This is a genomic window from Phyllobacterium sp. SL163, assembly GCF_049896885.1.
GTDB lineage: Bacteria > Pseudomonadota > Alphaproteobacteria > Rhizobiales > Rhizobiaceae > Phyllobacterium > Phyllobacterium calauticae.
On record NZ_JAFCVE010000009.1, the window covers coordinates 30,617 to 42,483 of the forward strand.

The following is an 11,867-nucleotide window of genomic DNA, read 5'->3' on the forward strand; positions in this document are numbered from 1 at the left end:
CCACTGCCAAAATATGGCATGATGTAGCAACGCATCCCCGCAGGTGAGTAACCGTGTCCCGATCCCAGCGCCTTCTCGACCTGATCCAGACCATGCGCCGCTATCGGCGTCCGGTCAGCGGCAAGGTGCTGGCGGAGGAAACCGGCATCAGCATCCGCACGCTCTATCGCGACATCGCCACCCTGCAGGCGCAGGGTGCGCATATCGAGGGTGAGCCCGGCCTCGGTTATGTGCTGCGCCCCGGCTTCATGCTGCCGCCCCTGATGTTCACCGAAGAGGAGATCGAAGCGCTGGTGCTCGGCTCGCGCTGGGTGGCCAAACAGCCGGACAACCGGCTTTCCACAGCAGCGCGCGATGCCCTCAACAAAATCGCCGCGGTGCTGCCGGACGACCTGCGAGAGAGCGTCGACACCTCTGCCCTGCTGGTCGGTCCCGGGGACGGATCGGCAACCGATGGCATCGACCTTGCCGACGTGCGCAAAGCGATCCGCAGTGAGCGCAAGCTCGATATCACCTATCGCGACGGCAATGGCAGTCAATCCAGCCGCCTGATCTGGCCCTTCGCGCTGGGATTCTTCGACAAAATGCGCGTCATCGTTGCCTGGTGTGAACTGCGCCAGGATTTCCGGCATTTCCGCACCGACCGGCTGTCGCGGCTCGAAGCAACGGATATACGCTATCCCAAGCGCCGGCAGGTCCTGTTGCAGGAGTGGCGCGACGCACAGGGCATCGCCCAGCCGCGCTGATCACTACTGCCAGAAACTGGCAGCATGCCGTTTTATGGTGTTCCCATCACAACCTGAAGGAAAAATGCCGTGGCCAACCCCAATCTCATCATTCTCTACGTTGCCAATGCCCCTGCCAGCCGCGCCTTCTATGCGGCTCTGCTCAAGCGCGAACCGCTGGAAGAAACGGTCAATTTTGCCATGTTTGCCCTCGACTCCGGCCTGCTGCTCGGCGTCTGGGCGCATGACAAGGTTGAACCGGCCGTTACCAGCATTGGTTCAGGCAGCGAACTCGTGTTCAGCGTGGATACGGACAGCGAAGTCGAGGCAACGCACAAGGACTGGGCGGCACGCGGTTTGCCGATCGTTCAGGCGCCGGTGCACATGGATTTCGGCTACACCTTTGTTGCCCTCGATCCGGATGGTCACCGGCTGCGGATGTTTGCCGCAACCCCGGAACAGGGAACGGCGCAATGAGCCGGCACTGGATCGCAGTTGCTTCGGCGGACCATGTCCGCCGCGGCCTGCAGGACGGCTTCATGCAGGTGTGCCACGGCAAGGAAGGCCCGCTGAAGCGCATCAAGCCCGGCGACGGGGTGGTCTATTATTCGCCGACCGAGATATTCGGCGGCAAGAACCGCCTGCAGGCTTTCACCGCCATCGGCATGGTGCAGGCGGAAGACGCCTACCGTCACGACATGGGCGGAGGATTCGTGCCGTGGCGCCGCAATATCGGCTGGTTCGATGCCACGGAAGCGGACATCCGCCCGCTGCTCGACAGTCTCAGCTTCACCAGGGGCAGGCAGAACTGGGGCTACCAGTTCCGCTTCGGGGTGTTAGCCATCAGCCCGGAGGATTTTGATGTCATCGCCGGGGCCATGCATGCCCATCGCCAAGGGTTTAATGTTGCCGCGCCTCTGCCATCGCTCCGGCTGGCGTGCGATGACGGGTTGCAGCCCAGAACATCAGGGCAAGCGCACTGATGCCCGCCCCCGCAAGGCTGACTCCTGTCCAGCCGGCGGAGGCATAGACCAGCGTGGAGCCGAGCGAGCCTGCCGCACTGCCGATTGAGTAGAAGATCATATAGCCCGCCGTCAGGCGGCTCTGCGCTTCCGGACGCACACGGTAGATCAGGCTCTGGTTGGAAACATGCACCGCCTGCAGGGCGAAATCGATGGTCACGATGCCGATGATCAGGAACCACAGCGACACCTGCATGAAGGCGACCGGTAGCCACGACAGGAGCATGATGGTCAGGGCAATGCCGGTGGTGCGCTGTGCATGCCCCCGGTCGGCCCAGCGCCCTGCCCGCGAGGCCGCCAGCGCTCCGGCAGCGCCGGCAAGACCGAACAGCCCGATTTGCGTGTGCGAGAGCAAAAAGGGCGGCGCGCTCAGCGGCAACACCAGCGGTGTCAAAAGCATGGTGATGTCGGCGAAGATGAACATGGCAATGACGGCACGGATGCGCAGCACCGGCTCCTCGGCAAACAACAGGAAGACAGACTTGATCAGCTTCGGATAGGCGATTTTTGTCCGCCGCACTTCGTTGCGTGGCAGGAAGTGAAACAGCAGCGCTGCAATGATCAGCGTCAGCACCGCCGAGACGGCATAGACCGAGCGCCAGCCCGCCAGATCGGCCATGGCACCGGCAATGGTGCGGGCCAGCAGAATACCGATGACGATGCCGCTGGTGACGATGCCGACCACCTGCCCCCGCTCATGCGGCTTTGCCAGACTGGCGGCATAGGCGACGAGCGCCTGCGTGACAACGGCGAGCAGGCCGATGGCGGCCATCGCCACCAGCAGCGCGAGCGTGGTCGGGGCAAAGCACACCGCCAGCAGGGCCAGCGCGGAGAGAACCGATTGACCGGCGATCAGCCGGCGGCGGTCGATCAGATCACCCAGCGGCACGATCAGCAGCAGGCCCAGCCCGTAACCGACCTGCGAAATCGAGACAATCATGCCGATGGTGGCGTGACTCATGCCAAAGCTGTCGGCAATGGCGTCGAGCAGCGGCGGGGCAAAATAGACGTTCGCCACGGCCAGTCCGCAGGCAATGGCAAACAGAAGTGCCAGGGGGCGGGAGAATTCTATGGCCTGCGGCCCGCTGAAAGGCGTTTTTTCAGCAATTTCATCCGTATAGACCGCTTGTCCACCGCCAGTGACCAGATTATCGTCCTGCTCAAGCTTCATCGCATCCTCCTGCGAATGTGGTTGCAAATTAAAACCTGTTGCGTCTTAGCTCCATCGGTTTTATATTGCAACTACCCTTCGCAGAGGGAGAAACAAGATGAGCACTGCTCTGCGACCAAAAAAGGGGGACTACAATGGTCAAGCGAACGAGCCACAAGGATGATCCGTGCCCGGTGGCAAGGCCACTGGATGCGATCGGAGACTGGTGGTCACTGCTGATAATACGCGACGCGTTTGAGGGATCGCGGCGTTTTGGGGAATTTCAGAGAAGTCTTGGCCTGGCCAAGAATATTTTGTCGACGCGGCTGCGTAATCTCGTTGCCCATGACATTTTCACCATCGCGCCCTGCGCCGATGGCAGCGCCTACAATGAATATGTGCTGACCGAAAAAGGCCGCGATCTCTTCCCGCTGCTTGTCGCCCTGCGGCAATGGGGTGAAGAATACTACTCCGACAGCTATCAGGCGAAAGTCCAACTGGTCGACCGCGAAACGGGTAAACCGGTGCGGCGGCTGGAGCTGCGCTCCGATGACGGGCGCCTGCTCGGGCCTGACGACACGGTGGTTGTCGGGAACTAGATTTCCCTGCCCTCGCCCTGCCCGACATCGCTCCGCGGTGTCTGGCAGCGCCATTGCCACAAAATGCAAATGAAAATCATTTGCAATAAGACTTGACGACGGTCCGATTATCCGTATTCTGTGATGGTGCCAGTGGGACGCTGGCTCCGGCCGGCCCGGGCGGACAATAGAAAAAGGCCCCATCCTTGACGGGGCCTTTCCATCGATATCACGCGGGAAAAAGCTTATTTGGCTTTTTCGTAGAGTTCGAGGACGTAATCCCAGTTGATGAGACTGTCGACGAAAGCTTCGAGGTATTTCGGGCGGGCATTGCGGTAGTCGATGTAATAGGAGTGTTCCCATACGTCGACGCCGAGGATTGGCGTTGCGCCATGAACCAGCGGGTTTTCGCCGTTTGGTGTCTTGGAGATTTCAAGCTTGCCGTTCTTGACGGAGAGCCATGCCCAGCCGGAGCCGAACTGTGTGGTGCCGGCAGCGATGAAATCGGTGCGGAACTTGTCGTAGCCACCGAGATCCGAGTCAATGGCCTTTTCCAGAGCGCCCGGAAGCTTCTTGCCGCCGCCGTTCTTCTTCAGCCAATGCCAGAAATGCAGGTGGTTGTAATGCTGGCCGGCATTGTTGAAAAGGCCGGCATTCTTGCCATAGGACTGCTTGACGATCTCTTCAAGCGAGAGATTTTCAAGACCGGCTTCGGCAGCCAGTTTGTTGCCGTTGTCAACATAAGCCTTGTGGTGCTTGTCATGATGATATTCCAACGTCTCGCGCGACATGAAGGGGGCGAGCGCGTCGTAATCATACGGCAGTGCGGGCAGTTCGAAAGCCATGGAAGTCTCCTCTTCGATTCAATCTGTGATCAGAATTGGTTAGCCCGTCGGGGCGCACGCCAATCCTGACAAAACCTGCGTTCGTTACATAGAGCCTTTCTCACCTAAATAGAATAGTTCTGCCGGAAAGAATTTGGTTCAAGGTCGAGGGGGTTGACGAGACCGATGTTTACCCATCGGGCGAAGTCAAGCCCCGCTGGATTTGAACCAAATTCACCCGGCCTTTCGGGTTTCCGGATGGCGAGAAAGGCTCTCGGTCCGTATTTCCCCGGGGGCAATGCGGAACGGATCAATATTTCGGTTTGATCCGGTTTCAGCGTTAAATTTTCGGCGTGGAGTGGGCGAACTCCCAATAGAGCTCCCTCGCCTTCTTGGTGATCGGACCCGGCTGAAGGTCGCGGCCTTCAATACGGGTAACGGGCACGACCTTCGAATGGTTCCCCGTGGAGAAAATCTCGTCGGCGTTGAGGAAATCCTGCACCGTCAAGGTCGCCTGCGTCGTGCGGAAACCGTAATCGGCCAGCACGTCGATCGTGCGGGCGCGGGTGATGCCGGACAGGAACGTGCCATTGGGCGCGGGCGTGAAAATGTGCCCGTCCTTGACCATGAAAATGTTCGAGCTGCCGGTTTCAGCGACATTGCCGAGCATATCGAGCACCAGCGCATTGTCGAAACCGCGGGATTTGGCTTCGAGAATGGCGCGGCCATTGTTGGGGTAGAGGCAACCGGCCTTGGCATTGGTCGGCATCGTCTCGAAGCTCGGACGGCGGAAGGGCGAAACGGTGACGGAAAAACCCGTGGGCTCCTGCATCGGCGATTCGTACAGGCTGAGACAGAAGCGGGTTGAAGCGGGATCGGCGGGCACACCCATATAGCCGCCATGCTCGGCCCAGTACATCGGCCGGATATAGACGGCGATCCGTCCATCGAATTTTTTCAGCCCGTCGCGGGCAAGACCGGCAATGTCTTCCGCGCTCATGGTCGGCTGGAGACCAAGCGCGGCGGCGGAGGCATTCACCCGGGCGCAATGGCGGTCAAGATCGGGCGAGACGCCCTCGAACCAGCGTCCGCCGTCAAAAACCGTCGAACCCAGCCACATGGCGTGGCTGCGCGGCCCGATCAGAGGCACATTGCCCTCGTGCCAGTCACCGTCGACATAGGTCCAGGTGGTTGATTGCGCTGCTGTATTGACTGCCATGAGAGTGATTCCGTCGCTGAGAATAGGTCGCCCTATCGAAGGGTTATTCGACCGCAAGGTCAATGGTTCAGACACTGCGGAAGGCAAATTGCGACAAACGGACCGCCATAACCAGCACTTTTCCGCGTCAAACCACGGCTTCTCATACTTTTGATGAATTGCGCATCGGACTATCGCCTGTCCACTATGACACGGCAGCATTGAGCCGTTTGTCAGTTCCGGACTTCAAATGTTGTGAGAAAACGCACCGTATCATTTCCCCCCGCTCCCCTCAGGATACGGCTTCTTGGCGGACCCCTTGCCGGGTCTGCTTTTCTTTTGGCTCAAAGAAAAAGGCCGGCAACCCCAGGTCACCGGCCTTCCATGTGGACAAAGGCGACAGATTACATCACCAGGATCGGCGTCTTGTTCGGCACGCGATCATAGAGATCGATAATGTCCTGGTTGATCAGGCGCACGCAGCCCGACGAAACCGCCTTGCCGATGGACCACCATTCCGGCGAGCCGTGCAGGCGATAAAGCGTGTCCTGGCCATTCTGGAAGATGTAGAGGGCGCGAGCGCCGAGCGGATTGGTCAGGCCGGGCTGCATGCCGCCATTGCGGGCGCTGTACTGCACCAGCTCCGGCTGGCGGGCAACCATCTCATCCGGCGGAGTCCAGGTTGGCCAGTGGCGCTTCCACTGGATAACAGCGCGGCCGGACCAGGCAAAGCCTTCGCGGCCGATGCCGACGCCGTAACGGATCGCCTGACCGCCTTCGCGCACCAGATAGAGGAACTTGTTCTGGGTATCGACAACGATGGTGCCGGGCTGTTCGCCGGTCGGGTCCTGTACGACCTGACGCAGATAGCGCTTGTTCATCCTCTTGATCGGAATGGCGGGCAACTGATAGCCGTCATCCTCGCGCGCCGCATACATGGCTTCATAGGAGCCAAAGGCCGGATCGACATCCGCCTGCGGTGCGAGCGGCTGGCCATTGTCGTCAACCTTGATAACCGGCATATCCGGGATTGCGGCGCATCCGGCGAGGCCGACGGCCGCTGTTGCGGTCAATGCAGTCAGGAAACCGCGGCGGGAAATCATGTTTTGCATCATTGAACCAATTTAGCGGTGGGAGATGGAGTGTGAGATAGCATGGATCGGGTTTACCAGCTCTAAACGCACATAAAATGTGGCAACGGACCGTTGGCAATATGGCGCAAACAAGGCGGGTGGCGGACTGTTGCCCTCCCGCAACAGAAAGACTGCCTGAAGGATGCCTGCACCGTTCACCGGGCGATAAACAATTCGTGAGACCGCCAAACCCGCATTCCCATCGCCGAATCACCGGGGTTCATAGCGAAAATCCGACACGCCGAACCGCCCGGCAAGACTGCTGAGCGGCGCATCGCCGGTCTTGCCTCTGACATAGCGATCCATGAAGGCGACACTGGCTTCACTGATGCGCGTGCGGGTGAACAGGCCGAGATCGGTCCACGTCAGATGACCCGCACCCAGGAATTCCACGTAATATTTCGGGCCCTTCGACAGGTCGTAGCCGCCGCCCGGCCGCCTCACTTTCGGGGTCACAAAAATATCGCGCGTGCCGCCCTGGTACATGACCGGGGCTTCGAGATGCCGCAGTGAATCCCGGTGCAGATAGGGACCGACATAGGGGGACAGGGCGAGCGTTGCCTTGACACCGTCGATGCGCCAGCCGGGCCAGGCGCCGCTCATGCCCAGCACGGTATAGCCGCCGAGGGAATGCCCCGCGAGCCCCATCTCGTTCCAGTTGATCCGGCTGTTCCACTGCCGGTCGCGCTTCAGGGCGGCAATCACCTTGCTGAAATCATCGGCGCGGTTCCTGAACGTGGCCTCCGTCCAGCGCAGGGGCTTGCGCAGGGAAACCTGCGGCTTGTCGAGAATGCTCTGGTCGCCATTGTTGCAGGTCGCATCGTGATGATTGGGCGCGAAGACGATGTAGCCCGCCTTGGCAAAGGCCCGCATCAGGAATTTCGATTGGGTCGAACAGCCGTGGAACCCGTGCGAGAAGAAAATGACCGGCTGGCGGGCAATCGTCGGCTGGTCCGGTTCCCACACATGGACCGGCACCCCGCCGATCACCGCTTCGCTGTCTTTGGCAAGGGCGGTTCCCGCCGTGGCCAGCACGGCGGTGAGAATGGCGGCGATCAATCGCAACACGGGGCGTGGCAGAGCAAAAGATTGGCCTGTGCTGTTCATCGGCGCCCGCCTTGTCCGCTGTCGTAGCCCTAGCGTTTGCTCAGGCTTCCCAGGATGCCGCGCACCAGCGCGCGGCCAAGCGAGCTGCCCACCGAACGGACCACCGATTTCATCGCCGCTTCCGCCACCGTCTGGCGGGCACGGGGCTGACCGCCGCGCGGGCCCGGCGTGCTGCTGCCGCCGCCCAGAATATCCGGCAGGCGCCAGCCGCTGGTGCTGTCGGCTTCCTGTTCCTTCGTGGCTGCAGCTTCCGCCTGTCCCTGCGCCGCCTTTTTCTGCAGGACCTCATAGGCGGATTCGCGATCGATCATCTGGTCATACTGGCCGGCAACCGGGCTGGCATTGATCAGCTTCTGCCGCTCGTCAACGGTCAACGGGCCGATGCGTCCCGCGGGCGGGCGGATCAGCGTGCGCTGCACGATGGACGGCACGCCTTTTTCCGCCAGGGTCGACACCAACGCTTCGCCGGTGGACAGGTTGGTGATTGCCGCGAACGTGTTGAAATCCGGATTGGGGCGGAAGGTATCGGCCGCCGTCTTCACCGCATTCTGCTCGCGCGGCGTATAGGCGCGCAGCGCATGCTGCACGCGGTTGCCGAGCTGGGCCAAAACGGTTTCCGGCACATCCAGCGGATTCTGCGAAATGAAGTAGACCCCGACCCCTTTGGAGCGGATGAGGCGCACCACCTGCTCCACCCGGTTGAGCAGGGCTTTCGGGGCCTCATTGAACAGAAGATGCGCTTCATCGAAGAAGAAGACGAGGCGTGGCTTTTCCGGATCGCCGATTTCAGGCAGTTCCTCGAACAGCTCCGACAGGAGCCAGAGCAGGAAGGTGGAATAAAGCCGCGGATTCATCATCAGCTTGTCGGCGGCCAGCACACTGACCACGCCGCGGCCATTGGTGCTGGTGCGCATGATATCGGCGATGCGCAGCGCCGGTTCGCCAAAGAATTTCGTGCCGCCCTGCTGCTCAAGCACCAGGAGGGAACGCTGGATGGCGCCGACGGAAGGTTTGGTAACATTGCCGTAACGCGCGGAAATTTCCTCGGCACGCTCGGCGATATTGACCAGCAGAGCCTGCAGGTCCTTCATGTCGAGCAGCAGCAGCCCCTCTTCGTCGGCGATCTTGAAGGCGATGTTCATCACGCCTTCCTGCGCTTCGGTGAGGTTCATCAGTCGCGAGAGCAGCAGCGGCCCCATTTCGGAAATGGTGGCGCGGATCGGATGGCCCTGTTCGCCGAAAATATCCCAGAAAATAACCGGCGACGCCTCGAGCGCATAGGGATCGAGCCTGACCTCCGCCGCCCGCTTGACGAGAAAATCCTTTTCCTCGCCCTTCGCGCCGATGCCCGACAGATCGCCCTTGATGTCGGCACAGAAGACCGGAACGCCCGCACGCGAAAAACCTTCCGCCAGAACCTGCAGCGAGACGGTCTTGCCCGTCCCTGTCGCGCCGGTGATCAGGCCGTGGCGGTTGCCGTATTTCAGCAGCAGCGCTTCGGCCTGCTGATAGCTGTCATCCGGTTTGCGGCTCGCACCAAGGAAGATACTGTCGTCAGCGGCCATGGGGGGTGATCCTCTTCACTGTGGTGTTTCTGCCATCCGGTATAAAGGCCGGATGCCCGGGGGACAATGCCTTGCAGCCGGGACTCATGCATAAGATTGCAAGGCGGCGCTGAAATTGCTGACGTTTTTGTGTCATCTTCCCGTGTCACAACGGAAGCGGCGCCGCCTGAAGAATGTCATGCCGGCTGATCCAGATTGACGCAGTGGCTTGCAAGGCGGATGATATCCGCATATTACGTAAACGTAATTCATGACACACGGGAGATTAGGCTCATGGACGAACTTATCGCGCGCATTACCGCCAATGTCGGCACCGATCCGGAAACGGCAAAGAAGGCCGTTGGCCTCATCCTTGCTTTCCTGCAGAAGGAAGGCCCGGCCAAGGCAACCGACCTGATCAGCAGCATCCCCGGCGCGGACGCGGCCATTGCCGATGCCAATTCCGGCGGCGGCTTCCTGTCCGGCCTGATGCCCGGCGTCATGGGCCTCGGCTCCAAGCTGATGGGCGCTGGCCTCGGCATGAGCGAAATCTCCGGCATTTCCAAGGAAACCATTGCCTTTGCCCGTGAAAAGGCCGGCAGCGACGTGGTTGACGAAGTCGTCAATTCGATCCCGGGCCTCAGCCAGTTCGTCTGAGACGCACGGCGCGGCCATTCACAACCAGCATGTCAAACGCGCGCCTCCTGGCGCGCGTTTTCGTTTGGCCATTCCCTTGTGGTTCGACAAGCTCACCATGAGGGAGGTGATTTGATTGCAGCCCACAAGCTTCCCTCATGGTGAGCTTGTCGAACCACGCACCGTATATTCTGCTCTTTACCTCACGCAGGCTTTCTCGCCGGGACCGTGACGAGATTGACCAGCACCGCCACGACAACATTGGCAGCCAGCGCCAGCAGCCCGATATAGACCGTGAACGGTGCGCCGCCGAGGCTGATGGCCTGCAGCGGTTTCAGGCCGTTGATCCACACCAGATAGGTGCCGCCGCAGAAGCCGACGAGCCATCCGGCCAGCAGGCCCGGTGCACGGAACCAGTTCGAGTAGAGCCCGAACACCAGCGCCGGCAGTGTCTGCAGGATCCAGATGCCGCCGAGCAGCTGCAGGTCCAATGCAAACTGCGTCGGCAGGAAGGCGATGACCAGCAGCGCACCGATCTTGATGATCAGCGACGTCACCTTGGCGACCTTCGCCTCCCCCGCATCCGTCACCTGAGGATTGACATAGGCCTTCCAGAAATTGCGGGTGAAGAGGTTGGAGGCGCCGATGCTCATGACCGCGGCGGGAACCAGCGCACCGATGGCAATGGCGGCGAAGGCAAAACCGGCGAACCAGCTGGGGAACAGGGTCTGGAACAGCGCCGGAACCACTTGGTTCGGGCTGGAGACGTTGAGATGGGCGGCGTGGCCCATATAGCCCAGCAGGGCAAGCAGACCAAGGAGCAGCGTATAGGCCGGCAGCATCACCGCATTCTTGCGGATGGTGTTGCCGCTGTTCGACGCAAAGATGCCGGTCAGTGTATGCGGATACATGAAGGCTGCCAGCGCCGAACCGAGCGCCAGCGTCGCATAGGCCACATACTGGTTGCCGCCGAGCAGCAGATTGCCCGAGCCCTTGGCCTTGAAGGCGGCATCCGCCGAGGCGAATACATTGGCATAGCCGCCGAGTTTCGACGGGATCAGCGCCACCGCGGCGATGACAGCGATATAGATCATGATGTCCTTGACGAAGGCGATCAGCGCGGGCGCGCGCAGGCCCGCCGAATAGGTGTAAAGCGCCAGGATGACGAAGGCGACCGCCAGCGGCAGCTCGCCCGTCAAGCCCAGAGCCTGCAGCACGGCAGCCATGCCGACCAGCTGCAGCGCGATATAGGGCATGGTTGCGATGACGCCGGTGAGCGCCACCGCCAGTTCCAGCCCGCGCGAGCCGTATTGCCCGAACACCACATCGCCGGCAGTCACGTAGCCATTGTCCTTGGCCCGTTTCCACAGGAGCGGCATGACCATGAAGACAAAGGGATAGACGATGATCGTATAGGGCAGCGCAAAGAAGCCATAGGCGCCAACCGCATAGACCAGCGCCGGAACCGCGATCACCGTATAGGCGGTGTAGAAATCGCCGCCGACGAGAAACCAGGTGATCCAAGTGCCGAAATTGCGGCCGCCCAAGCCCCATTCATCGATATGCGCCATGGTCTTGGGCGCCCGCCAGCGGGAAGCAATGAATCCGAGCACCGTGACAAGGGCGAAAAAGAAGACAAAAACCGAAACGGCAACCGGATCAAGATTAGTCGTCATAGCGCACACTCCGGTAGACGATCCACGTCACGAAAGCCGTCAACGGCACAAAAGCCAGCTGATACCAGTAGAAAAAGGGGAAGCCGAGCAGCTCCGGTTCGCGGGAATTATAGAAGGGAACCCAGAGAAGTCCGATGTAGGGAATCGCAAGTAGCCATAATATGGCCTTTTTTGAACCGTTTTCCATGGATATGTCCTCTCGAAATTAACTTTTGAGGAAAGATGAAACCCGAGGGTTTCATTAATAGGCTCCGCCATCATTTGCGCAAGACGC

Annotated in this window: 13 protein-coding genes; 5 read left to right on the top strand and 8 right to left on the bottom strand. The window is 60.5% G+C overall.

Annotated elements, in window-relative coordinates; translation table 11 throughout:
- The first annotated feature begins 53 nt into the window (after window positions 1-53).
- The 3 genes from ACP7B1_RS19680 (at window position 54) to ACP7B1_RS19690 (ending at window position 1,708) form a co-directional block, all read left to right on the top strand.
- Window positions 54-746 carry a helix-turn-helix transcriptional regulator gene (locus ACP7B1_RS19680; RefSeq protein ID WP_346307897.1) on the top strand — a complete coding sequence of 231 codons (693 nt, stop codon included), beginning with the start codon at window positions 54-56 and terminating at the stop codon, window positions 744-746.
- Window positions 747-815: 69 nt separating this feature from the next.
- Complete coding sequence (locus ACP7B1_RS19685) at window positions 816-1,202, top strand: VOC family protein (RefSeq protein ID WP_346307896.1); 387 nt, start codon at window positions 816-818, stop codon at window positions 1,200-1,202.
- The gene (locus ACP7B1_RS19690; protein WP_346307895.1) at window positions 1,199-1,708 is read left to right on the top strand and encodes an EVE domain-containing protein; all 510 of its coding nucleotides are present in this window, start codon (window positions 1,199-1,201) and stop codon (window positions 1,706-1,708) included. Before ACP7B1_RS19685 ends, ACP7B1_RS19690 begins: the two co-directional genes overlap by 4 nt.
- Here the strand turns inward: ACP7B1_RS19690 and ACP7B1_RS19695 are convergent.
- Window positions 1,626-2,918, bottom strand: a complete 1,293-nt coding sequence (locus ACP7B1_RS19695; RefSeq protein ID WP_346307894.1) for an MFS transporter — start codon at window positions 2,916-2,918, stop codon at window positions 1,626-1,628. The genes ACP7B1_RS19690 and ACP7B1_RS19695 overlap by 83 nt on opposite strands.
- Window positions 2,919-3,052: 134 nt before the next feature.
- Here ACP7B1_RS19695 and ACP7B1_RS19700 point away from each other — a divergent pair, with 134 nt between their 5' ends.
- A complete protein-coding gene (locus ACP7B1_RS19700) occupies window positions 3,053-3,496 on the top strand; it encodes a winged helix-turn-helix transcriptional regulator (protein WP_346307893.1) in 444 nt (147 codons plus the stop codon).
- Window positions 3,497-3,720: 224 nt separating this feature from the next.
- On the opposite strand, the gene ACP7B1_RS19705 is transcribed toward ACP7B1_RS19700, so the two are convergent.
- From ACP7B1_RS19705 to ACP7B1_RS19725, 5 genes are all read right to left on the bottom strand, one after another.
- Window positions 3,721-4,320: a superoxide dismutase gene (locus ACP7B1_RS19705; protein ID WP_105737248.1), complete on the bottom strand. Its 600-nt coding sequence runs from the start codon at window positions 4,318-4,320 to the stop codon at window positions 3,721-3,723.
- 319 nt (window positions 4,321-4,639) lie between these two features.
- Entirely contained in the window at window positions 4,640-5,518 is an 879-nt protein-coding gene (locus tag ACP7B1_RS19710) for a branched-chain amino acid aminotransferase (RefSeq protein WP_223611414.1), read from the bottom strand.
- Window positions 5,519-5,901: 383 nt separating this feature from the next.
- A complete protein-coding gene (locus ACP7B1_RS19715; protein WP_223611415.1) occupies window positions 5,902-6,609 on the bottom strand; it encodes a L,D-transpeptidase family protein in 708 nt (235 codons plus the stop codon).
- A 231-nt stretch (window positions 6,610-6,840) separates the two neighbouring features.
- Window positions 6,841-7,737: an alpha/beta hydrolase family protein gene (locus ACP7B1_RS19720; protein ID WP_288192905.1), complete on the bottom strand. Its 897-nt coding sequence runs from the start codon at window positions 7,735-7,737 to the stop codon at window positions 6,841-6,843.
- Between the two features lie 29 nt (window positions 7,738-7,766).
- Window positions 7,767-9,302, bottom strand: a complete 1,536-nt coding sequence (locus tag ACP7B1_RS19725) for a helicase HerA-like C-terminal domain-containing protein (protein WP_346305853.1) — start codon at window positions 9,300-9,302, stop codon at window positions 7,767-7,769.
- A 273-nt stretch (window positions 9,303-9,575) separates the two neighbouring features.
- On the opposite strand from ACP7B1_RS19725, the gene ACP7B1_RS19730 reads away from it, so the two are divergent.
- Window positions 9,576-9,938 carry a hypothetical protein gene (locus ACP7B1_RS19730; protein ID WP_105737238.1) on the top strand — a complete coding sequence of 121 codons (363 nt, stop codon included), beginning with the start codon at window positions 9,576-9,578 and terminating at the stop codon, window positions 9,936-9,938.
- A gap of 182 nt (window positions 9,939-10,120) precedes the next feature.
- Here ACP7B1_RS19730 and mctP read toward each other — a convergent pair whose 3' ends face one another.
- Window positions 10,121-11,593, bottom strand: coding sequence for a monocarboxylate uptake permease MctP (mctP, locus tag ACP7B1_RS19735; protein WP_223611418.1), 1,473 nt, complete (start codon window positions 11,591-11,593; stop codon window positions 10,121-10,123).
- Window positions 11,583-11,780: a DUF3311 domain-containing protein gene (locus ACP7B1_RS19740; protein WP_223611419.1), complete on the bottom strand. Its 198-nt coding sequence runs from the start codon at window positions 11,778-11,780 to the stop codon at window positions 11,583-11,585. The genes mctP and ACP7B1_RS19740 overlap by 11 nt, the downstream gene beginning before the upstream one ends.
- Window positions 11,781-11,867: the final 87 nt, after the last annotated feature.

Coding starts and splice junctions, on each gene's coding strand:
- ACP7B1_RS19690 (WP_346307895.1), top strand. CDS start 1,199: ATGAGCCGGCACTGGATCGCAGTTGCTTCGGCGGACCATGTCCGCCGC.
- ACP7B1_RS19695 (WP_346307894.1), bottom strand. CDS start 2,918: ATGAAGCTTGAGCAGGACGATAATCTGGTCACTGGCGGTGGACAAGCG.
- ACP7B1_RS19700 (WP_346307893.1), top strand. CDS start 3,053: ATGGTCAAGCGAACGAGCCACAAGGATGATCCGTGCCCGGTGGCAAGG.
- ACP7B1_RS19705 (WP_105737248.1), bottom strand. CDS start 4,320: ATGGCTTTCGAACTGCCCGCACTGCCGTATGATTACGACGCGCTCGCC.
- ACP7B1_RS19710 (WP_223611414.1), bottom strand. CDS start 5,518: ATGGCAGTCAATACAGCAGCGCAATCAACCACCTGGACCTATGTCGAC.
- ACP7B1_RS19715 (WP_223611415.1), bottom strand. CDS start 6,609: ATGCAAAACATGATTTCCCGCCGCGGTTTCCTGACTGCATTGACCGCA.
- ACP7B1_RS19720 (WP_288192905.1), bottom strand. CDS start 7,737: ATGAACAGCACAGGCCAATCTTTTGCTCTGCCACGCCCCGTGTTGCGA.
- ACP7B1_RS19725 (WP_346305853.1), bottom strand. CDS start 9,302: ATGGCCGCTGACGACAGTATCTTCCTTGGTGCGAGCCGCAAACCGGAT.
- ACP7B1_RS19730 (WP_105737238.1), top strand. CDS start 9,576: ATGGACGAACTTATCGCGCGCATTACCGCCAATGTCGGCACCGATCCG.
- mctP (WP_223611418.1), bottom strand. CDS start 11,593: ATGACGACTAATCTTGATCCGGTTGCCGTTTCGGTTTTTGTCTTCTTT.
- ACP7B1_RS19740 (WP_223611419.1), bottom strand. CDS start 11,780: ATGGAAAACGGTTCAAAAAAGGCCATATTATGGCTACTTGCGATTCCC.